This window comes from Nonomuraea fuscirosea (genome assembly GCF_035917475.1).
GTDB lineage: Bacteria > Actinomycetota > Actinomycetes > Streptosporangiales > Streptosporangiaceae > Nonomuraea > Nonomuraea fuscirosea.
The window spans coordinates 3,317,943-3,338,503 of sequence record NZ_CP109074.1 but is presented as its reverse complement, the minus strand read 5'-3'; the positions used below and the strand labels follow the sequence as shown (position 1 = coordinate 3,338,503).

Here is a 20,561-nt window from a genome sequence, read left to right as displayed (position 1 = left end):
GTGGCGCGCATGACTTATCGCGTCGCCATGGACATCGGCGGCACCTTCACCGACGTCGTCTGCTACGACGAGCGGTCGGGGGCCGTCACCGCCTCGAAGGCGCCCACCACGCCGGGGGATCTCGCGGAGGGAGTGTTCGCCGCGCTCGGGCGGGTCGTGGCCGACCCCTCGGCCATCTCGTTCTTCGTGCACGGCACCACGCAGGGCCTGAACGCGCTGCTGGAACGCAAGGGCGCCCGCGTGCTGCTGCTGACGAGCCGGGGGGCCAGGGACGTCTACCAGATCGCCAGGGGCAACCGGGACCGCATGTTCGACCTGCGTTACCGCAAGCCGGCGCCGCTGGTGCCGCGCCAGGACGTGATGGAGGCGGGCGGGCGGCTGGACTACCGGGGGCGGGAGCTCGTACCGCTGGACGAGGAGGCGGTGCGGGCGGCGGCGCGGCGGGCCCGCGCGGAGGGTTTCGACGCGGTGGCGGTGTGCCTGCTGTTCTCCTTCGCCGATCCGGCGCACGAGCTGCGGGCCGGGGAGATCCTGCGGGCCGAGCTGGGCGAGGACGTGCTGGTCGTGCTCTCGCACGAGGTGGCCAGGGAGTGGCGGGAGTACGAGCGGACCTCCTCGGCGGTGATGGAGGCGTACACCGGGCCGGTGGTGCGCCGTTATCTGGGCCGGATCGAGCGGCGCTTCGCCGAGCGGGGGCTGGCGGTGCCGGTGCACGTCATGCAGTCGTCGGGCGGGCTGGTGAACGCGTCGTACGCGATGCGCCGGCCGTTGCAGACGCTGCTGTCGGGGCCGGTCGGCGGGACGATGGGCGGGGTCGCGGCGGCCCGCCTGCTCGGGCGGGGCAACGCGATCTGCGTGGACATGGGCGGCACGTCGTTCGACGTGTCGCTGGTCGTGAACGGGCGTCCGGACGTCAGCGCGGAGGCGCGCATCGAGGGTCATCCGGTGCTGATGCCGGTCGTGAACCTGCACACGATCGGCGCGGGCGGGGGGTCCATCGCCTACGCCGAGGCGGGCGCGCTGCGGGTGGGCCCCGAGTCGGCGGGGGCCGTTCCCGGGCCCGCCTGCTACGGCCGGGGCGGGACTCAGGCCACCGTCACGGACGCGAACGTGGTGCTGGGGCGGGTGGATCCGGCCTGGTTCGCGGGCGGGCTGATGACCCTGGACGCCGAGGCGGCCGGGATCGCGGTGGCGGAGCTGGCCGGGGAGCTGGGGCTGGATCCGCTGCGGCTGGCCGAGGGCGTCTGCGACGTGGCCAACGCCAGGATGGCGCAGGCGATCAGGACGCTGACGGTGGAGCACGGCGTCGAGCCGCGCGAGTTCGCGCTGGTGGCGTTCGGGGGCGCGGGGGCGATGCACGCGGTGTTCATCGCGCGTGAGCTGGGGATCTCCGAGGTGGTGGTCCCGCGCTTTCCCGGGGCGTTCTCGGCGTGGGGGATGCTGGAGGCGGACGTGCGCAGGGATCTGACGCATCCGTACTTCCGGCATCAGGACACGCTGGACGGTGCCGACATGTCCGGAAATCTCATGAAACTGGAGCAGGACGCGTTCGAGGCGCTCGCCGGGCAGGGCGTGCCGGAGCGGCGGCGGCGGGTGGAGCACGCCGTGGACATGCGTTACGAGGGCCAGGACTACACGCTCACCATCCCGCTCCGCGACGCGGCCGAACCCGCCGGGCCCGGGTTCGCGGCGGAGATCGCGGCCCGCTACGCCGAGGCGCACACCAGCCGGTACGGGCACGCCACGCCCGAGGCGCCGGTGGAGTTCGTCATGCTGCGCAGCACCGGGTTCGGCTCGTTCCCCCGTACGGCCGCCCCCGCCCCCGGCGCCCCTGAGCAGGCGGAGCCGCACGTACGGGATGTGATCTTCGACGGCGCCGTGCACCGCACCCCCGTGCTGCGCCGCTCCGCCCTGGAAGGCGAGCTGGCCGGGCCCGCGATCGTGGTGGAGGAGACCGCGACCACGGTCGTGCCGCCCGGCTGCCTGGTCACCGTGGACGACAACGGCTTTCTCATCGTGAAGGTGGACCAGTGATCGACCCCGTCACCACCGAGATCATCCGCTGCGCGCTGCTGCAGGCGGCGGAGGACATGAACACCACCCTCATCCGCAGCTCCTACACCCCCGTCATCTACGAGGCCAAGGACTGCGCGGTCGCGCTGCTCGACCGCGAGCACCACGTGCTCGGGCAGTCGTCCGGGCTGCCGATCTTCCTGGGCAACCTTGAGGTGTGCACCCGCGAGACGGAGCGCCTGTACGGGCCGGAGGTCTGGCAGGAGGGCGACGTCTGGGTGCTCAACGACTCCTACATCGGCGGCACCCACCTCAACGACGTGACCGTCTACGGGCCGATCTTCTGCGACGGGGAGCTGGCCGGGTTCGCCGCGTCGCGGGCGCACTGGCTGGACGTCGGCTCCAAGGACCCCGGCGGCTCGATGGACTCCACCTCGATCTTCCAGGAGGGCCTGCGGATGGGCCCGGTGAAGGTGTACGCGGGCGGCGCGCCCTGCCGCGACCTGCACGAGGTGATCGCGCGCAACGTGCGCTTCCCGCACGCCACGCTCGGCGACCTGCGCGCCCAGGTGAGCTGCGCCATGACCGGGCAGCGGCGGCTGCGCGAGATCGTCGGCCGCTGGGGCCTGGAGACGGTGACGGCCGCCCGTGACGAGATCTTCGCCCAGACCGAGCGCATGGAGCGGGCGGCCGTCGCGGCCATCCCCGACGGCGTCTACGAGGCGTCCGGCCATCTCGACAACGACGGCATCGACCTGGACACCCCGCTGCCGGTGACCGTGCGCGTCACGGTGTCGGGCGAGTCGATGCACGTCGACCTGACCGGCTGCGCCGACCAGGCGCTCGGGCCGGTCAACTGCGGGGCGGCGCAGGCGGTGGCCGCGGTGCGGGTCGGCTACAAGCTGCTGGTGTCCGGCGAGGTGCCGCTCAACGGGGGCTCGTTCCGGCCGCTGTCGGTGCTGACGCGCCCCGGCTCGATGCTGGCCGCCGAGTCGCCGGCCGCCTGCCAGTACTACTACTCGCATCTGGGGCTGCTCATCGACCTGGTGGTCAAGGCGCTGGCGCCGGTGCTGCCGGACAAGGCGGCCGCGGCCTCGTACGGGGACTCGATGATCGTGCAGTTCACCGGGACGGATCCGCGTACCGGGAAGTTGTACGTCTCCCAGGAGGCCACGGTCGGCGGGTGGGGTGCGTGGGAGGGCGGCGACGGCGAGAGCTGCCTGATCAACAACGTCAACGGGTCACTGCGGGACATGCCGATCGAGGTGCTGGAGACGCTGTTCCCCGTGCGCGTCACCCGTTACGAGGTGCGTCCAGGCACCGGCGGGGCCGGGACGTGGCGCGGCGGCGACGGAGTGGTGCGCGAGTACGAGTTCTGCGGCGACACGTCGCTGTCGCTCTGGTTCGAACGGTCGGTCACCCCGGCGTGGGGGCTGGCGGGCGGCGCGGCGGGCGCTCCGCCGCGGGTCACGCTCAACCCCGGCACGGACGGGGCGCGGGAGATGCTCAAGGTGAACGCTTTGCCCGTACGGGCGGGGGACGTGCTGCGGTGCGAGTCGGGCGGGGGCGGCGGCTACGGCCCGCCCGAACACCGCTCCCCCGAGGCCACGGCGGCCGACCTGGCCCAGGGCCTGATCACTCCCTGACCCCGACCCGCCCCTCGACTCCGGCACTCCCGTCCGAGGCGGGGCCGTCCGAGGCGGGGCCGTCCGAGGCGGGGCGGGCGCGGAGGCGGTCCATCTCCCGCCACTCCGGGCGCAGGCCGGTCAGGCCGAGGGCGAGCACGTAGGCGGCCCCGCAGGCCAGCAGTACCGGGGCCAGCCCCGCCACCGTCACCGCTGCCCCGGCCAGCAGCCCGCCCAGCGGGACGCCGACGTACGAGAGCGAGGTCTGCAGCCCGCCCACCCGGCCCAGCAGGTGGCGCGGCACCCGCTCGAACGAGACCGCCCCCAGGATCGGGTTGAGGAACCCGCCGCAGAACCCGCCCACCGCGAACACCGCCACGATCGCCACCACGGGCAGGTCGAAGGCCAGGAGGAGGAACCTCGGCGGCCCCGCGACCAGGAACGCCACGAAGAGCACCGGCCGGCGCGGCAACCGGTGCGCCACCGCCGCCGCGACCAGGCTCCCGCCGACCGCCGTCAGGCCCATCACGCTGCCGCACAACCCGAGCAGGACGGGCCCGTGCCCGCTCTCCTTCGCCCACACCGGGCCGAGCACCTGCCCGAACGCGGCGTCGAGCAGGTTCGTCACGCAGACCATGGCGATCACGGTGAGCAGCAGCGGCTCGCCCCGCAGAAACGCCATCCCCTCCCCGAAGCGCCGCCAGTACCCCTCGTCGCTCCCGGTAGCGGGCCCGGGCGTACCGGCGCTGTGCCCCATCCCCCTCGGCAACGCCAGCCCCACCACCATCGACCCGAGCGCGAAGAGGACCGCGCTCAGCCCCAGGCTCGGCAGCGCCCCGAACAGCCCGACCACCGCTCCCCCTGCGGCCGGCCCCACGGTCTGCGCCAGCCGCTCGGTCACCCCCATCAGCCCCGTGGCCCGCTCCAGCGGCATCCCCGCCCGCCCGGCCGCCTCAGGGATCATGATCTCCTTGGCCAGGTCCCCCGGCCCGCGCCCGGCGCCGATCACCACCACGAGGGCGATCAGCGCGCCCATCGGCAGCGCGCCCAGCGCGTCCAGCAGCACGACGGCCCCGGCCGCCACCGCGCTCACCACGTCGGCGGCCAGCGAGATCCGGCGCGGGCCCACGCGGTCGACCAGCGGCCCGGTCAACGCCTTGACCAGCACGTACGGGACCATCTCGGCGAACGCCACCACCCCGGTCCAGGCCGCGCTCCCGGTGGTGACCAGCACGTACCAGGGCAGGGCGATGGCCGACACCCGCGTCCCGGTCAGCGCCACCGCCGTGGCCGCCAGCACCCCGGCCAGCGGCCGGAACCGCCCGCCGGTCACGACGGTTCCGGCAGAACCTGGGTGATGACCGACACCCGCGCCGATCCCTCGGGCCCGTCCTCCCCGGGCAGGTCACGCCGGTAGCGCGCGATCACCTCTTCCAGCTCGCCCCGCAGCCGCAGCCCCTCCTCCGGCGTCAGCCGCAGCGCGAACGAGCTCAGGTCGAGCACGCTCCCCCACGCCCCCGGCATGGTCAGCATCTCGTTCACCGCCCGCTGGGCGCGCAGCCCGTACAGGGCCACGATGGACTGCATGTACGCCAGCACCGCCTCCGGCTCCGTCCTGGCCAGCTCCTCGTCGGACAGGCGGGTGATCTGGTGCACCGACCGCCACCACCGCTCCCGCGCGTTGCCCCGCTCGGCGTCCTCCTCCACGAACCCGGCCGCGCCGAGCCTGCGCAGGTGGTAACTGGCCGTCCCGGAGTTCACGCCGAGCCGCTCGGCCAGCCGGGTGGCGGTGGACGGACCGTGCTTGCGCAGCAGATCGACGAGCTGCACGCGTACGGGATGGGCCAGGGCCCGCAGGCCCTTGGCGTCGAGGACGACGACGCTCCTGTCGGGATCACTCATGCACCCGACTCTAAACTGCAAACACTTCTTCGCAAAGAGTTCTTCGCGAAGAAGTGTTTGCGATCGTGGTGGGGAGGGGTCGGTTGCCGTGGCCGCCGGGGGCGTCCGCTAACGTCGGCGCCGCGCGAACGACGCGGGTCGCGTACGGCCGCCCGCCTGCAGAAGAGGTGCTGATGACGATCTCCCGCCCTGAGTCCGGTCCGCTGGCCGGGTCGTTCACGGAGTTGTCAGGGGATGAGCTGGAGCTGGTGCTGGAGGACGGTGAGGGGTGGTGGGGCGGCGCCGCCGAGGACGGGCTGTCGATGCCGTTCGGGACGGGGGCGTTCGCCCGTGATCTCGGCTCGCCCCGGGGGCACGGGTCGCGCGACGCCGCGCCGTCCAATCAGAGCGGGCCGGTGCTGGTGTCGACGCGTGGGCGGGTGGTCTGGTCGGAGTGGCCCTTCGCGTTCGCGTTCGAGGACGGCCTGCTGCGGTTGTCGGGGCGGGACGTCCTGGTCGGCCGGGGTGGTGGGGCGTTGCGGGAGGCGTTCCTGGCGGCCTCGCGCCGGTTCTTTCCGCCGTCCGGGCGTGCTCCCGCGCGGGAGTTGTTCTCCGGGCCGCAGTACAACACGTGGATCGAGCACCCGTACACGCCCACGCAGGAGACCGTCCTGCGGTTCGCCCGTGACCTGCTGGAGAGCGGGATGCCGCCGGGCGTGGTGCTGATCGACGACTCGTGGGCGTGCGACTACGGCACCTGGCGGTTCGACCGTGCCCGTTTCCCCGACCCGGCGGCGATGATCGAGCAGTTGCACGCGTGGGGCTGCCGGGTGATGTTGTGGGTGGTCCCGTTCGTCAGCCCCGACTCCGCCGCCTTCCGCGAGGCGGAAGGGCGCGGCCTGCTCCTGCGGGACCGGACCGGCGAGACCGCGATCCGCCGCTGGTGGAACGGGTTCAGCGCCACCCTCGACCTCACCGACCCGGCCGCCGTCCGGTGGATGACGGACCAGCTCGACGCCCTCGTCGAGGAGACCGGCGTGGACGGGTTCAAGTTCGACGCCGGGGACGTCCGCGACTACCGGGCCGACGACCTCACCGCCGCTCCGGCCGAGCCGGTCGATCTGTGCGAGGCGTGGGCGCGGGTGGGGCTGCGGTATCCGTTCAACGAGTTCCGCGCCTGCTGGCGGATGGGCGGACAGCCGCTCGGGCAGCGGCTGCAGGACAAGCCGGCCCTGTGGGGCCCGGCCGGGATCGAGTCGCTCGTTCCCGAGATGCTGGCCCAGGGCATGATCGGCTATCCGTTCGTCTGCCCGGACATGATCGGCGGCGGCGAGATCGGCTCCGTCGGCGGGCAGAGCGCGGTCGACCAGGAGTTCTTCGTCCGGTACGCCCAGATCGCCGCGCTCAGCCCCATGATGCAGTTCTCGGTCCTGCCCGTGCGTGTCCTGGACGACGAGCACCTCGCCGCGGTACGTGCCGCGCTCGCCGTCCGGGAGTCCGTGCTGCCGCTCATCCTCGGGCTCGTGGACGAGGCTGCGAAGACCGGCGAGCCGATCGTGCGCCCGATGGCGTATCACGCGAGCGGGCTGGACGACGTGACCGACCAGTTCTTCCTCGGCCCCGACCTCGTCGTGGCACCCGTGACGGCGCAGGGCGCCACCGAGCGGATCGTCGCCCTGCCGCCGGGGCGCTGGCGCGGCGACGACGGCGCCGTGGTCGAGGGGCCGGCCCGGGTCACGGTGCCGTGTGATCTGTCTCGAATCCCCCGGTTCGAACGCCTGGCCGAGGGGTGAAGTCCCGGATGAGGCCGATCACGGTGTCGGCGGTGTGGTCGAGATGGCTGCGGCCGTCGGGCAACAGGGCCGCCGGGCTGATGTAACTGCGCCGTCCGAGGTGGGTGGCCGGGTCGAGCCGGTGCACGGTGATCTTGCCCGCGCGGACGGCCGCGTGCCAGCCGCTGCGGTGGAACAGCCGCCAGCGCTGGGGGAAGATCCACGTGCAGACCCGTTCGATCCAGTCTCCGCCGCTGGTGAGCCGGTGCAGGTGGCGGGCGTGGGTGAGGTCGTTGGCGCCGTTGTGGAAGCCGCCGAGGGTGATCAGCAGGAGCGGGGGACGCAGCCGGGCGTGCAGTTCCTCGACCGCGCCGGTGGCGACCTGCGCGCCGCCGCTGTAGCTGAGCAGCACCACGGGGACGCCGCTGCCGGGCCGGTAACCCGCCAGGCGCAACTGGTCGGCGATCTGGCCGCCGACGGCGCGGTTGTACAGCGGGCGGTAGCGGTGGTCGGCCGCGACGAAGATCTGCATGACGTTGTGCAGGAACAGCAGCAGCCCGGCGCGGCGGCGCAGCCACGCCCACAGGGGGCGGTCGGCGAGCGGGGCGGCCAGCGGCGAGTACGGCTGCACCTGGCCCAGCACCCGCAGCGCCGGCGCCCCGGCGATCAGGGCCTTGACCAGCCGGCCGCCGTCGCGCGTGTCGTGGAAGCGGCGTTTGCCGATGCCGTCCAGGTAGACGAGGTAGGCGTCCGGCGGCCGGTCGGGGTCCGCGCCTCTGGCGTGGGGCATGCCGTACGGGAGCTCGCAGCCGGGTCTCCGCCAGCCGGCGGTGTACGCCATCACCTCGTGCCGGGCGAGCAGGGCCTCGGCGAGCAGCACCGCGCCGAACACCAGGACGAGGAACGGGAACTCGATCATGCGGGCACCTCCCTGCTGATCCACGCCACGAGGCGCCTGACCGCTTCGACGGCGAGGCCGAGCCCGACTCCCGCGACGGCCACGCAGCCGGCGGCGGTCCACCAGCCCAGGTCCGTCAGGGCCGCGAGCGGGGCGACCAGGCTGGCCCCGACGGCGGCGAAGAGCAGCAGGTGCAGCAGGGGGCCGAGCAGCGGGAACGCGAGGACGGCGGCGAGCAGGAGCGGGGCCGCCAGCGCCGGGGTCCAGGTCAGTGTGGTGGTGGCCGGCGGGGGTGCGGGCTGCGTCAGGCCGGCCAGGGCCGAGGCGGTCAGGGGCCAGAGCGCGAACACGGAGCCCTCCACGACGGCCCCGGTCAACAGCAGCAGGACCGCGCCGGGCCTCGACGTGCCGGGCCTCGACGGGCCGAGAGGGCTCAGCGTGCCGGCACTCGACGTGCCAGGTCTCGACGCGCTGGGTCTCGGCGGGCCGAGAGGTCCCGGCGTACCGGGACTCCATGCGCCGGGTCTGGACGCGCCGGTCCGGCGGGCCAGCAAGGGCAGCAGGCGGCCGGCGGCCTCCGACAGCCCGGCCAGCAGCAGCAGGACGGCGACGGCGGGTGACATCGCTCAGCGCTCCCGCCGCGCGCCCACCGGAACCGGTCCGGCGGCCGGCCGCAGATGGCGCTCGATCTCGTCGGCGGCGCGCAGGTAGCCGCCGGCCTCGTGCTGGGCCACCCGCAGGGCGGCCGCCGACTCGCGGAAGCGGGGCTCGCCGAGCAGGCGGCGGGCCAGGGCCTGCACGGTGCCCGCGGTGGCCTCCCCGGTACGGAGTGACAGTCCGGCCCCCAGCTCGACCACCCGCCGGGCCACGAGCGGCTGGTCGGCCCCCTGCGGGACCAGCAGCATCGGCACCCCGGCGTACATGGCCTCGTTCACGCTGTTCATCCCGCCGTGCGTGACGAACAGCGCGGCGCGCTCCAGCACCTCCGGTTGCGGGACGAAGCGCCGGGCCAGCACGTTGCCCGGCAGCTGGCCCAGCGCGGCCGGATCGACCGCTCCGGTGGAGACGACCACGGTGCCGCCCAGCGGTGCCAGCGCGTCGGCGAACGTCCGCAGCAGCCGCGGGCCGGCGTTGAACACCGTGCCCAGCGAGGCGTACAAGACGGGAGCCCGCAGGGTGTCGGCCGGGAACGACGGGTCGAGGGGCCGCGCGCCGACGCTCGGGCCGACGAACCGGTACGACGGGTCGAAGCCGTGGGCGCCGGGCTGGAACGCGCGGGAGGTGAAGACCAGGTTGAGCGGCTCGCGTACGTTCGCCAGGTCGAGCAGCGGCAGCCCGCGCGTCCGATGGCGGCGGTGCAGCGCCCACCGCGAGCGCAGGAACCCCAGCGCGACGCCGGGGTTGGCCAGCGCGGAGGCCAGCAGGTCCGCCGAGCCGCGGGTGGGGCTCGGCGTGTTCCGGTCGAACGCGAACGTGGTGAACAACGCCGCGGCCGGCACCCGGAGCTCGCGGGCGGCGACCGCGCCCCACGGGCAGGCGGAGCCGTGCACGATCAGGTCGGGCCCGATGCCGCGCAGGTCGGCGAGCACGGCGGGCAGCAGGCCGGCGCAGGCACGGGCGAGCGCGTCCAGCATCGTGATCGGCAGCGGCGGGTCGGGCAGCGGCTGGTCGCCGCCGGGATAGAGACGCACGGTCGCGCCGGTGGCCTCGATCTCCTCCGCGAACGCGGGCGAGGTGTGATAGGTGACGCGGTGACCCCGGCGGACGAGCTCGGCGGCGAGCGGCAGAGTCGGGTTGACGTGGCCGTGCAGGGCGATGTTCAGGAACGCGATGGTGCTCATCGGGCGGCTCCCGAGGCGGAAGGGGTGGAGGTGGCGGCTCCGGCGCGGTAGAGGCCGGGCCCGTTGACGCGCAGCCCGTCGAGGAAGCGGCCCGCCTCGGCGGACGCGGTGCCGATCAGCCGCTCGGCCTGGCCGAAGTCCCACGGGGCCGGCCAGGTCTCGATGCCGGTCGGCACCACGACGGTGGGGATCCGGCGCGACACCTCGTGCAGGTCGCGCTCGATCTGATGGCGCAGCAGCAACTGGCCGGCCCTGGCCGCGACGGCGCCGGCCCACCGGGGCGGGACGACGGCGCGCGGCGCCCCGCTCTCCGGCCCGGTCGACAGCACGACCACGCTGGCCGCCCCGGCCTGGAGCGCCGCCCGTACCGGGACGAAGGCCACCACGCCGCCGTCCACGAGCCGGCGGCCCGCGCGATCGACCGGCGGCAGGATGCCCGGGATGGCGGCGCTGGCCAGCAGCGCGGTCTCGAGGTCGCCGTGGTCGAGCAGCGCCTGCTCGCCGGTGGCCAGGTCCATGGCCACCGCGGTGAAGGGCAGCGCCAGTTGCTCGATCCGCGCGGGCAGCCCGGCCCTGGCGATCAGCCGGCGCAGGCCGCGGTCGGTGAGCAGGCCGGCGCGGGTGGGCAGGGAGCCGAGCGGGAACACCTCGCGGCGGCGGACGTGGGTCCACACCCGGGCCAGCCAGGGTGCGGCCTGCCCGGGGTGGGCGGCGGCGATGGCTCCGTTGAGCGCGCCGACCGAGGTCCCGACGATCAGGTCCGGTACGAAGCCGCGCTGCTCCAGGGCGTACCCGACGCCGACCTGCGCGGCTCCGAGCACTCCCCCGCCGCCGACCACGACCGCCACGGGGCGGGGCAGGGCGCGCAGGCCCGCCGTCGCCGAGGTCGTCTCCAGGGCGGGCGGGGCCGTGAGCCGGGGAGGCTGAGCCCGGCGACAGGTGATGGTCATGGTCCGCCCTCTCTCACCGCGGCGCCCGACGAGCGCCGGATCAGGTCCGTTCCTCGGCCTGGACCGGGCGGCCGCGAGAGATCCGTGCCGCCGCCGGCCGTGGTGATCGAGTCCGGTCCCGCCGGCGGCTTCTACCGTTAGTATCACATGATACCGTCGCGTTCGTAACTAATCGGAGAGTGTGACTCGTCACTCGCGGGGGGCCGGACGGAACAGGCCGGCCGGCCCGGAGCCGGATCCCTGGGCCGGTCAGGGCCAGCCGTACACCTTCTTGACCGCGGCGGCGATCTCGGTGACCAGACTCGTGCTGCTGCCGTTGGCCAGGATGGCGAAGCCGGCGCCGAGCCGCGGGTAACCGGTGAACAGGGATTTGAAACCGTAGTTGGAGCCGTCGTGGTTGTAGGAGAAGCGGTCGGTGCCCGCGCCGGCGATGAACAGGCCGCGGCCCATGCCGGGCTGGGGTCCCTGGCTGAGCAGCGTACGGACCGAGGTCCTGCTGAGCGGTCCGGTGATGTCGCCGGAGGCGGTGTAGGCCCGGTTGATCCAGGACACCATGCGGCACAGGTCGAGCACGTTGGTGTAGAGGCCGGCGGCGGCCGACTCCGGGTAGCGGTTGCGTCTGCCGGGGATCACCGTGCCGGTGGTGGTGTGGCCGGCGGCCAGTTCGAAGGCGGGGGCGAGCGCGTACGAGCTGGTGGTCATGCCGAGCGGGGCCAGCACCTCCTGCTGCATGTACTGGGCCAGCGTCATGCCGCTCTGCTGCTCCACCATCCGCTGCAGCAGCACGAAACCGGCGCCCGAGTAGTGGTATTCGGCGCCCGGCGTGGTGGTCAGCTCGATCTTCTGCGTGTTGCCCGCGCCGTTCATGACCTGCAGCAGTGTGGGAACGGTCGCGTCGGGGCCGTACCCGGGGAAGCCGCCGCCGCCCGCGTCGAACCCGGTGCAGGCGCCGGCCGGGGTGGTGGAGCCGCGCCCGATCACGCCCGCCCGGTGGGTCAGCAGCCGGTCGATCGTGGGCGCCTCCGTGGAGGTGACGCAGGAGCGGCGGGGCAGGGTCCAGCCGAGGTAGGGGCGGACGTCGGCGCCGAGCGCGATCTTGCGTGTCTGGAGCAGGCGCAGGACGCCGATCGCGGTGACGGCCTTGCTGATCGACGCGGCCTGGAACGCGCTCTCGGGATGGGCCGCGCCCGAGCCGCCCGCCTCCAGCCGACCGTATCCGGTCGACCAGGCGATCTTGTTGCCGGTGACCACCGCGATGGCCACCCCCGGCGTCTTGTACGCGCTCATCCGCTGCCAGATCGTCGACCCGCCGACCGCGTTCTCGACCTGGCGCGCCTTGTCGGCGGGCAGCGCGGGCACCTTGCCGCGTGAGGCCAGCGCCCACCCGCCGGACGGGGCGAAGGCCACGTTGTGCACCTGCCAGCCACCGTCGGCCAGGGTGTTCATCCGGTCGAAGCACGCGTCGGGAACGCCTCGGGCGTGGAACTCGTCCTGCGCCACGACCGCCCAGCCACCGGCGCGGGGGAAGGCGACGCGGGTGATGCGGCGGCCGCCCTGGGTGAGGTTGCGCAGCATCTGGTAGCACTCGTCGTCCACGCCCTTGGCGTGATAGCCGGCGGAGGCGGTCACCACCCAGCGGTCGCCTCCGGCCGGCGGGAAGGCGACGTCCACGACCTGCTGGCCGGCCTCATAGAAGGCGTCGATGCGCTGCTCGCACGCCGCGGGGACACCGCGCGCGGTCACGCCACGGTCGGTGGTGATCACCCAGCGGTCGCCGCCCTCGGGCGGGAAGGCCACACAGTGGACCTTCCGGCCGGCGGCGGCGAGCGCGCCGAGCTCGGTGAAGCAGGCGTCGGGGACGCCGCGGGCGAAGTAGCGGCCGTCCTGGGTGACCACGACCCAGCCGCCCGAGGGGGTGAACGCGAGCGCGGTGACACCGTACGGGGCCAGTTCGCCCAGCTTGGTGTGCGCCTCGGCGGGGATGCCGGCGTCGTGACAGGGGAAGCTCGCGGCCTGGGCGGGGGTGACGTGTCCGGTCGCGGCGCTGAGGCCGGCGGCGCCCGCGAGGGCCAGGAAACGTCTGCGGTGCATGGGGGACTCCTTCTCACGACGGGGCAGCGATGATCTTAGCCCGATACCTCCCGGAGCCGAGGCGCAGCGCAGTGTTAGCAGCGTCTCCTGCGGCCATTCATGTCGCGTTCATGCCTCTATTGGAGGTTTGTCAGCTGTCACCCTTATCTGGAGGAAAGGCAGCACTGTGAGGAACAAGAAGGCCGAGGAGACCGAGCACTCCGGGCTTTCCCGACGCCGCCTGGTCAAGTACGCCGGTGTCGGCGCGACGCTGGCCGCGGCGGCTCCCCTGGTCGGCGGCACCCCGGCGCAGGCGGACGACGAGCGTACGTTCGGCAGCGGCGGCGGCGCCGGCCGGAGGTGGCGGGCGGGCGATCACCACGTCCACTCCGAGTACAGCGGCGAGTTCGACACCAAGACGAGCCCGCCGACCTTCCACAAGGGCGCGGACGCGGTCTACCCCATCGTCACCAACGCGATCATGGCCAAGCATTTCGGCCTGACCTGGGCGATGTGCACCGACCACGGCGGCCCGACGCATTCGAAGGTGAACCTGGAGCAGGCCTATCCCGATCTGCTGCGGTCACGGGTGCTGGTGCCGGAGGTGCTGCAGTTCTGGGGGATGGAGTTCGACGCGCCGGCGCTGGACCACCACACCTTGATGATCCCGCACCACGACGGGGAGGCGCAGCAGCTGTTCGAGCTGGAGAGCCGCTTCGCCAAGCACGACGCCTTCCCCGCCGACCCGGGGCGCGACACCGAGGCCAAGATGGTGGAGTTCCTCAAGGCCGCCCGTGGCATGGGGCGCAAGCCGCTGGTGATCGCGCACCACGCGTCCCGGTCGGCGACCGGGCTCGGCGTGTGGGGGCAGGACACTCCGCGCGAGTTCCGCAACGGCAACAACGCCGCCCCCGACGTGTACGTGGGCTTCGAGGGCGCCCCCGGTCACCAGGCGGGGCCGCTGAACGGCGGCGCCCGCGGCGGGTACGGCAACCACCCCACCTACGGCGGTTTCGACCAGATGACCGCCCGCGTCGGCGGCCTGTGGGACTCCCTGCTGGGCGAGGGCCGGCACTGGTGGATCACCGCCACCTCCGACTCCCACGTGCACTGGACCAGGGGCGGCTCCGACTTCTGGCCGGGCGAGTACAGCAAGACGTACGTGGCGGCGCGGCAGGACTACGGCGACATCATGGACGGCCTGCGGGGCGGCCGGATCTTCGTGACCACCGGCGACCTGATCACCGCCCTCGACGTGACCGCGAGCAACCAGGGCCGCCGGGCCACGGTGAGCGAGACGCTCGTCGTCAACGGCCGGGGCCGCACCGACGTCGAGGTGGAGATCCGCTTCCGGCCCCTGGACGGGAAGAACGGCAACGGCGACCGTCCCGAGGTGCGGCGGGTCGACCTGATCACGGGCCAGGTCACCGGCGTGAGCTCGGACCTCGACGCCGCCACCAACCCCACCACGAAGGTCGTGGCCCGCTTCGGTCCCGGCGACTGGCGCCGCCAGGGCAAGGAGGTCGTCATCCGCCACACCCTGCGCGACGTGGGCCAGGACAGCTACCTGCGGGTGCGCGGCACCAGCACGGACGAGATGGAGCCGCAGGCCGACGGGAAGGAGAGCCCGTGGGAGGACCTGTGGTTCTACTCCAACCCCGTCTTCATCCGCGTCCGCTGACACCCTGACCGGTGCGGCCCACGACGGCCGCCCCGGTGCCCGTCCCCATCGCCGGCCGGGCGGAGGGCCCGGGTCAGGCGTCGCCGTCGGGTCGCGCGTCCGGCCCGGTCGCCGCACGGCAGGGCGTCGCGCTCAGGCGTCGCCGACGCGGAGGGCGGCGTCGAGGGCGCGCCGGCGGCTCATGGCGGTGTGCGCGTACGCCCCGAGCACGGCGCACAACCCCAGCCCGGCCGCCAGCGCCACGGGCGTGAGCAGGCCGGGCGGGTGCTCGGTGACGGGCAGGCCGCCGGCGAACGCGGACATGTCCACGCCCGGCCCGAGCGCGGCCGGCAGGCTCAGGCCCAGCGCCAGGCCGACCGGCGCCGTGACGAGGACGACGGGCAGCAGCTCCAGCAGGGTCAGCCGCCGGGCCTGCCGGTCGGACAGCCCGAGCGTGCGCAGCAGCGAGACCGTCCTGGCCCGCCCCGCGGCCCCGGCGACCAGCGACAGCACGATCGCGACCAGCGCGTACGCCCCCAGCGCCACCGTCACCACCACCATCGTACTGCGGACCGTGCCGGTGAGCGGGTCGGCCCTGATCTCGGCCAGCGCCGCCTCCTGCGTCTCGACGGTGGCCGACGGCACCAGCCGGGCCAGCTCGGCGGGCGTGATGTCGCCCTTGATCAGCAGCGTGTCGGCCGCGGGCCAGGGCAGCACCTCCTGCGACACGAGGAGGAACTGCCCGCCGGAGTAGAACCCGGGCACCGCGTCGATCACGCCTTGGGCGTTCAGCCGTACCGGCGACAACCAGGTGATCTCGAACGAGCCCCGGCTGTCCAGGGCGGGCGAGAGCAGCGCGGAGCTCTTCGAGGACAGCTCCGGCAGCGCGATGGGCGCGTCCGCGTTGACCCGCCGCCACGCCGCGAGGTCCACGGCGACGGCGTACGGCCACTCCCCCGTGGCCTTGACCTGCACCCGGCCGGTCAGGGCGAGCGCCACCTGCTCGACGCCGGGCGCTCGTCGCACCCGATCGACGACGTCGGCCGGGATGTTCCCCTCCGACGTCAGCTTGATCGGCGCACCCACCCGCTGCCAGGACGCCACCTGCTGCGTGGTGCCGATCCCGTCGTGGACCACCGCGGCGAACACCGACAGGCTCAGCGCGGGCAGCAGGATCAGCACCGGCAGCGCGCCCGCGGACCGCTCCCTGGCCGCCCTGGCCAGGCCCAGGAACGGCACGGCCGCCCGCCCCCGCGCGGCCAGCCGGACGAACAGCCGCAGCGGGTACGGATGACACCGCAAGGTGATCAGCGCGGCCGCGACCGTCAGCGCGACCGGGATCAGCAGCAGGAACGGATCCTGCTGCGCGGTGCCGGACGGCCCCCTGGCCCGCAGCAGGTACGCCCCCGCCAGGGCGAGCACGACGACCAGCGCCTCCACCGTCAGCCGCCGCGCGGACGGCCGGGCGGCGACCAAGTCGGCCCGGCGCTCGTTCAGCGGCGCGCGATGCGCGAGCACCACGCGCGTCACGGCGAACGCCACGGCGGCGACGGCCACGGCCGCCGGCCCGGCGTGCACGATCGGCGGCACCGGTCCCGGCAGCAGGTACGACAGGGCGTACCCGAGCAGAGCCGCGGGCCCCACCGCGAGCGCGGTCAGCGCGGCCCCGGCCGCCGCCACCTGCCGCAGCGACGCGCCGCGTGCCCGCGCCAGGGCCAGCGTGAGCTCCATCCGGTCGGTCAGCAGCCGCACGCCCAGTGCGATCACGCCGAGCGCGACCGCGAACAGGCCGCCGAGCACCAGGTACATGATGGTCTGCGCGGCCGACAGCGCGGCCTGGAAGGCGGCCAGCAGCTCGGGCAGCCCGGTGACGACGCGGTAGGTGATGCTGCCCGTCCCCTGGACGTCCACCTGTCGTTCGAACTCGGCGAGCGCGGCTTCGACGCCCGGCACGCCCAGCGCGTTCGCGGCCCGCCCGTCGAGGGGGAGGACCCAGCGGTAGGACAGGGTGCGTTCCCTGTTGGTCAGCGCGCCGAGCCCGTCGTCCGACATCAGCGTCGTGGTGTGCAGCTCCTCCGGCGCGTCCAGCGGCACGATCCTGGTGACGTGCAGGACGTCGGCGTCGTGGCTCCAGGCGCGGTCGGCCGGGTCTCTGGCCTTGAAGACGCCGACGATCTTCGCGGCGGTGTGCACGCTTTCGCCGAGCATCAGGGTCCGGCCGACGCGCAGCCCCATCCGGGCCACCGCCTCCTCCACGACGCCCACCTCGATGACGGGGATCGTGCTGCCCGCGTACTCCATCGTGGAGGGCCTGCCGGGCGCGCGGCCGCCGACCCACTCCACCCGCCGGTCGGCGTCGGACAGCCAGCCGAGGTTGGCGAAGGCACGGACCCCGCTCGCGCCGGCGACGGGCGTGCGGGAGGTCTTGGCGCTGATGTGGCCGCCGGGCCCGATCAGCGGCCGCAGCGGCTCGGGCAGGAGCCGGCGCCAGCGCCGGCCGCCGTCCTCGAACAGCTCCCGTGAGCGCAGCTCGCCGGGTGGCAGGACCGGGGCGCCGGTGACGGCCACGTCGGCCCGCACCGCGGGAGCTCCGGCCAGCGACCGGCGCAGGGCCTGGTCGAACGAGCCCTGCATCGTCCTGGGCAGCCCGGCGAGGAGCAGGCAGGCGACCGCCGTCAGCACGGCGATCAGCGCGAACGTGCCCGCGTGCGCCCGTACGCCCAGGGGGATCGTCACCGCTCCTCCAGCGTCTGTCCCCGCCACACGCGCCGGGCCAGCCCGGCGACGATCGCGACCAGCACCGCCGTGACCAGGACGAGCATCGCGGCGACGGCGGCCCAGGGAACGTGGAACAGCACGCCGGGCGTGACCTCCGACGCCTGCCCGGTCAGGACGACGCGCGGCACGACCAGGCCGCCGACGAGCACGGCGAGCCCGGTGCCGGCCGCGAGCGACAGCCCGATGACGAACGCCTGCTCGGTGAGCAACATCCCGAACACCTGGCGGAAACCGGCACCCAGGGCCCGCAGCACGGCGAACTCGGCCCGCCGCTCCCGCGCCGCGACCACGGCGTTCACCAGGAACCCGAGCACCGCAAACCCGAGTGCGGCGGCGAACCCCAGGGTGAGCGCGCCCTGGAGCGCGCCGGCCAGCGGGTCGTCGCGCAGCTCGGCGGCCAGCTCCCGGCGGTCGATCACGGTCACGTCCCACTGGGGGTTGCGGCGCAGGAGCTCCCGCGCGGGCGCGGTGCCGGCCGCGGCTAGCCACCATTCGGTGGCGGGCCTGGACGGCCGCGCCGCGGCCAGCTCGTACGCCTGCAGTGTCTCCCAGTCGGCGAGCACGGCCTCCTGACCGGGGGCGCCGGTGGGCATGCTCGTCACGATCCCGGCCACCACGATTGGGACGACCCGGCCGGCCAGCCGTACCGTCCCGCTCCGGCCGACGTCCAGCTTGAGCGTGGCGGCCAGGCCGGGCGTGATCACCACGGGCAACGGCCCAGGCTCGCCGCGCTCCCTTGGAGGCCCCGGCTCTCCGGACGCCCCGCCCTCGCCCGAGGACCGAGGCTCGGCCGGTCGGTTGAAGGTGACGACGCCGTGGGGACGCGAAACGGCCCTGGTCACGGGCACGTCCTGCCCGTCCGCGCTCAGCCCGGTCAGCCTCGGCCCGGCCTGCTCACCCGCCACGAGACCCCGTACCGACAGCGGATAGGCGATCCGCCCGGCACGCCCGGCCAGCGGGGCCAGATCGACCTCGACCAGGTTGGGACCCCACTTCAGCTCACCGAGCGGCAGGTCGCGCCATACCCCCAGCGCGTCGGACAGCACGAGCCGGCCCGTCGCGGCGGCGCGGGTCTCGACCCGGACGGTGAGGGCGCGCGGCCGTCCCGGCAGTTCCAGCCGGCCCGCCCGATCGCCGGGCAGCGCCCGCGCCAGCTCGGCCACGCTCAGCTCCGACAGGTCGGGGCGCAGCCGGAACAGCTCGCCGAGCCGTCCCGCTTCCAGGGCGAGCAGCAGCGCGCTCTCGCCGCCGACGTCGGTCTGCGCCCGGAAGGCGGGCGAGACGGAGGTGACGCCGGGCAGCGCCGTGAACGCCGTGCCCCGGCCGAGCGCCCCCAGCTCGGGCCCCTCGGCCGGCCCGGCCAGGCGCAGGTCGGCCGACGCCCGGTGGTCGGCCTGGTCACGTTGCGAGTCCTGCCAGGTGGAGGTGGTGGCCATGGACACGACGCCGATCGCGATGGCCAGGGTGAGCAGCAGCGCGGGGCCCGCGTACTTGAGCGGCCGCCGGCTGACCTGCCAGGCCCCCATCGCGGGGACCAGCGTGGGCCGTCCGGACGTCACCCGTTCGGCCAGCTTCGACACCCGCGGCACCAGCCGCAGCCCCAGTAAGCCGCCGGCGAGCAGGGCCAGCGCGGGCCCGGAGATGATCAGCGGGTCGATGCCCAGCCCGCCCGCCGCCGTCTCGGTGACCGGCGCGCCGTAGCGCTGGAGCTGCCAGATCGCCAGCCCGGCCACCGCCAGCAGCGCCAGGTCCGCGCCCGCCCCCTGGATCAGGCCGCGCCGGCCGCCGCGCCCGCGCGCCGTCTGCTCCTCCACGTACGTACGCCGCGAGCCCGCCACGGCCGGCAACGCCAGCAGCACGGCCGCGGCCAGCGCCACCCCGCACGACACGAGGAACGTGCCCGGGTCCGCGACCGGCTCCAGCCGTACCCCCGACGCCCTGATCCAGGGCAGCAGGCCGATCAGCGCGAGCAACGGCGGCCCGAGGAACGGCGCCACGAGCGCACAGGGCAGCGCCACCAGCAACGCCTCGCCGCCCGCCAGCGCCACCAGCCGCATCGTGCCCGCCCCGCGCGAACGCAGCAGCGCCACCTCCATCCGGCGGTGCTCGGCCAGCAGCCGCGCGGTCAGCATCAGCGCGTACGCCGCCAGCAACAGCACCTGCAGCACCGAGATCAGCATGGTCGACCGAGCCACCAGCGAGGCGGTACTGAGCTGGGTGAGCAGCTCGGGCAGTTCACCGGCGGTCACGCAGCTCACGCAGCCGGCCTTCGACAGCCGCTCCCCCACGCGGCCGACGGCCTCGGCCAGCGGGCGCAGCCGCTCGGGCGTCAGCGCGCCGAGCTCCGGCTCGGCCGCCCAGACGGCCCTGACGCCGGTGGCGAAGCGCCCGACGAACGTCTCGCTCGCCACCATCAGCGGCCCGTACGTGGTGTACTCGCCGCGCTCCACGCCCCGGCGCAGCAGTTCCTCACCGGCCCAGCGTTCTTCGGCGGGGTCGTCGAGCCGGAAGACGCCGACTACGCGGACCTGGACCGGACGCCCGTCGAGCCGCGCCTTGGGAACGATCTCGGAGCCGGTCCTGAGCCCGGTGGCCGCGGCCGCCGCCTCCGAGATCACCGCCTCGACGCGTCGCCCTCCGGCCCGCGGCCACCTGCCCGCGACCAGCCGCGCGTGCCGCTCGAGCCCGTCGTGACTGCCGAACCGCAGCAGTTCGGGCAGTTCCTCGCCGTCCTGCCCCGGCATGACGTAGGAGTCGGAGCGCAGGCTCGTGGTGATCGCCGGCGCCGCCCCGTACGCCGCCGCGAGCTCACCACGGACCAGCCGGTCGTACGTCGGGAAGGTCCTGGCGTCGACCTGGGCGCTGATCGTGGTGGTGGTCTGCCGGTACGAGGCCGTCTCCAGCGCCCTGCGTACGCCCGCGCCGGCGATGGAGGAGGCGTACATGGTCAGTGCGACCAGCGTGGTCGTCGCCAGCAGGATCGAGACCGTCGCGGCCAGGAGGAGCGGCGGCTCACCGAGTGCCCGCTTGACGACCAGCGGCCCCCGCATCCCCTGTCCCCTTCCCCCCAGAC

13 protein-coding genes are annotated in these 20,561 nt (G+C 74.3%); 4 read left to right on the top strand and 9 right to left on the bottom strand.

Features of this window, described 5'->3' with window-relative positions; translation table 11 throughout:
• Positions 1-9 precede the first annotated feature (9 nt).
• Together OIE67_RS15035 and OIE67_RS15030 are read left to right on the top strand one after the other, a co-directional pair.
• A complete protein-coding gene (locus OIE67_RS15035) occupies positions 10-2,034 on the top strand; it encodes a hydantoinase/oxoprolinase family protein (RefSeq protein ID WP_326640646.1) in 2,025 nt (674 codons plus the stop codon).
• Entirely contained in the window at positions 2,031-3,659 is a 1,629-nt protein-coding gene (locus tag OIE67_RS15030) for a hydantoinase B/oxoprolinase family protein (RefSeq protein ID WP_326640643.1), read from the top strand. The genes OIE67_RS15035 and OIE67_RS15030 overlap by 4 nt, the downstream gene beginning before the upstream one ends.
• Here the strand turns inward: OIE67_RS15030 and OIE67_RS15025 are convergent.
• Both OIE67_RS15025 and OIE67_RS15020 read right to left on the bottom strand, forming a co-directional pair.
• On the bottom strand, positions 3,649-4,971 hold the full coding sequence (locus tag OIE67_RS15025) for an MFS transporter (protein ID WP_326640642.1): 1,323 nt from the start codon (positions 4,969-4,971) through the stop codon (positions 3,649-3,651). The two genes, OIE67_RS15030 and OIE67_RS15025, sit on opposite strands and share 11 nt — an antisense overlap.
• Positions 4,968-5,540: an ArsR/SmtB family transcription factor gene (locus OIE67_RS15020; protein ID WP_326640640.1), complete on the bottom strand. Its 573-nt coding sequence runs from the start codon at positions 5,538-5,540 to the stop codon at positions 4,968-4,970. Before OIE67_RS15020 ends, OIE67_RS15025 begins: the two co-directional genes overlap by 4 nt.
• 173 nt (positions 5,541-5,713) lie before the next feature.
• Between OIE67_RS15020 and OIE67_RS15015 the strand changes: the two genes are divergently transcribed.
• Positions 5,714-7,312 (top strand): glycoside hydrolase family 31 protein, encoded by a 1,599-nt coding sequence (locus tag OIE67_RS15015; RefSeq protein WP_326640638.1) that lies wholly within the window; start codon positions 5,714-5,716, stop codon positions 7,310-7,312.
• Here the strand turns inward: OIE67_RS15015 and OIE67_RS15010 are convergent.
• The 5 genes from OIE67_RS15010 to OIE67_RS14990 all read right to left on the bottom strand — a co-directional run bounded on the left by OIE67_RS15010 (position 7,254) and on the right by OIE67_RS14990 (position 13,071).
• A complete protein-coding gene (locus OIE67_RS15010) occupies positions 7,254-8,210 on the bottom strand; it encodes a hypothetical protein (RefSeq protein WP_326640636.1) in 957 nt (318 codons plus the stop codon). The two genes, OIE67_RS15015 and OIE67_RS15010, sit on opposite strands and share 59 nt — an antisense overlap.
• Positions 8,207-8,812 carry a hypothetical protein gene (locus tag OIE67_RS15005; RefSeq protein WP_326640635.1) on the bottom strand — a complete coding sequence of 202 codons (606 nt, stop codon included), beginning with the start codon at positions 8,810-8,812 and terminating at the stop codon, positions 8,207-8,209. Before OIE67_RS15005 ends, OIE67_RS15010 begins: the two co-directional genes overlap by 4 nt.
• Before the next feature lie 3 nt (positions 8,813-8,815).
• Positions 8,816-10,030 carry a macrolide family glycosyltransferase gene (locus tag OIE67_RS15000; RefSeq protein ID WP_326640633.1) on the bottom strand — a complete coding sequence of 405 codons (1,215 nt, stop codon included), beginning with the start codon at positions 10,028-10,030 and terminating at the stop codon, positions 8,816-8,818.
• Complete coding sequence (locus OIE67_RS14995) at positions 10,027-10,980, bottom strand: patatin-like phospholipase family protein (protein WP_326640631.1); 954 nt, start codon at positions 10,978-10,980, stop codon at positions 10,027-10,029. The genes OIE67_RS15000 and OIE67_RS14995 overlap by 4 nt, the downstream gene beginning before the upstream one ends.
• 249 nt (positions 10,981-11,229) lie before the next feature.
• Complete coding sequence (locus OIE67_RS14990) at positions 11,230-13,071, bottom strand: serine hydrolase domain-containing protein (protein ID WP_326640629.1); 1,842 nt, start codon at positions 13,069-13,071, stop codon at positions 11,230-11,232.
• 166 nt (positions 13,072-13,237) lie between these two features.
• Between OIE67_RS14990 and OIE67_RS14985 the strand changes: the two genes are divergently transcribed.
• Complete coding sequence (locus OIE67_RS14985; protein WP_326640627.1) at positions 13,238-14,731, top strand: CehA/McbA family metallohydrolase domain-containing protein; 1,494 nt, start codon at positions 13,238-13,240, stop codon at positions 14,729-14,731.
• Positions 14,732-14,863: 132 nt separating this feature from the next.
• Here the strand turns inward: OIE67_RS14985 and OIE67_RS14980 are convergent, their stop codons facing one another.
• Together OIE67_RS14980 and OIE67_RS14975 are read right to left on the bottom strand one after the other, a co-directional pair.
• Positions 14,864-17,446 carry an FtsX-like permease family protein gene (locus tag OIE67_RS14980; protein WP_326640625.1) on the bottom strand — a complete coding sequence of 861 codons (2,583 nt, stop codon included), beginning with the start codon at positions 17,444-17,446 and terminating at the stop codon, positions 14,864-14,866.
• Positions 17,443-20,538 (bottom strand): ABC transporter permease, encoded by a 3,096-nt coding sequence (locus OIE67_RS14975; protein WP_326640623.1) that lies wholly within the window; start codon positions 20,536-20,538, stop codon positions 17,443-17,445. Before OIE67_RS14975 ends, OIE67_RS14980 begins: the two co-directional genes overlap by 4 nt.
• Positions 20,539-20,561: the final 23 nt, after the last annotated feature.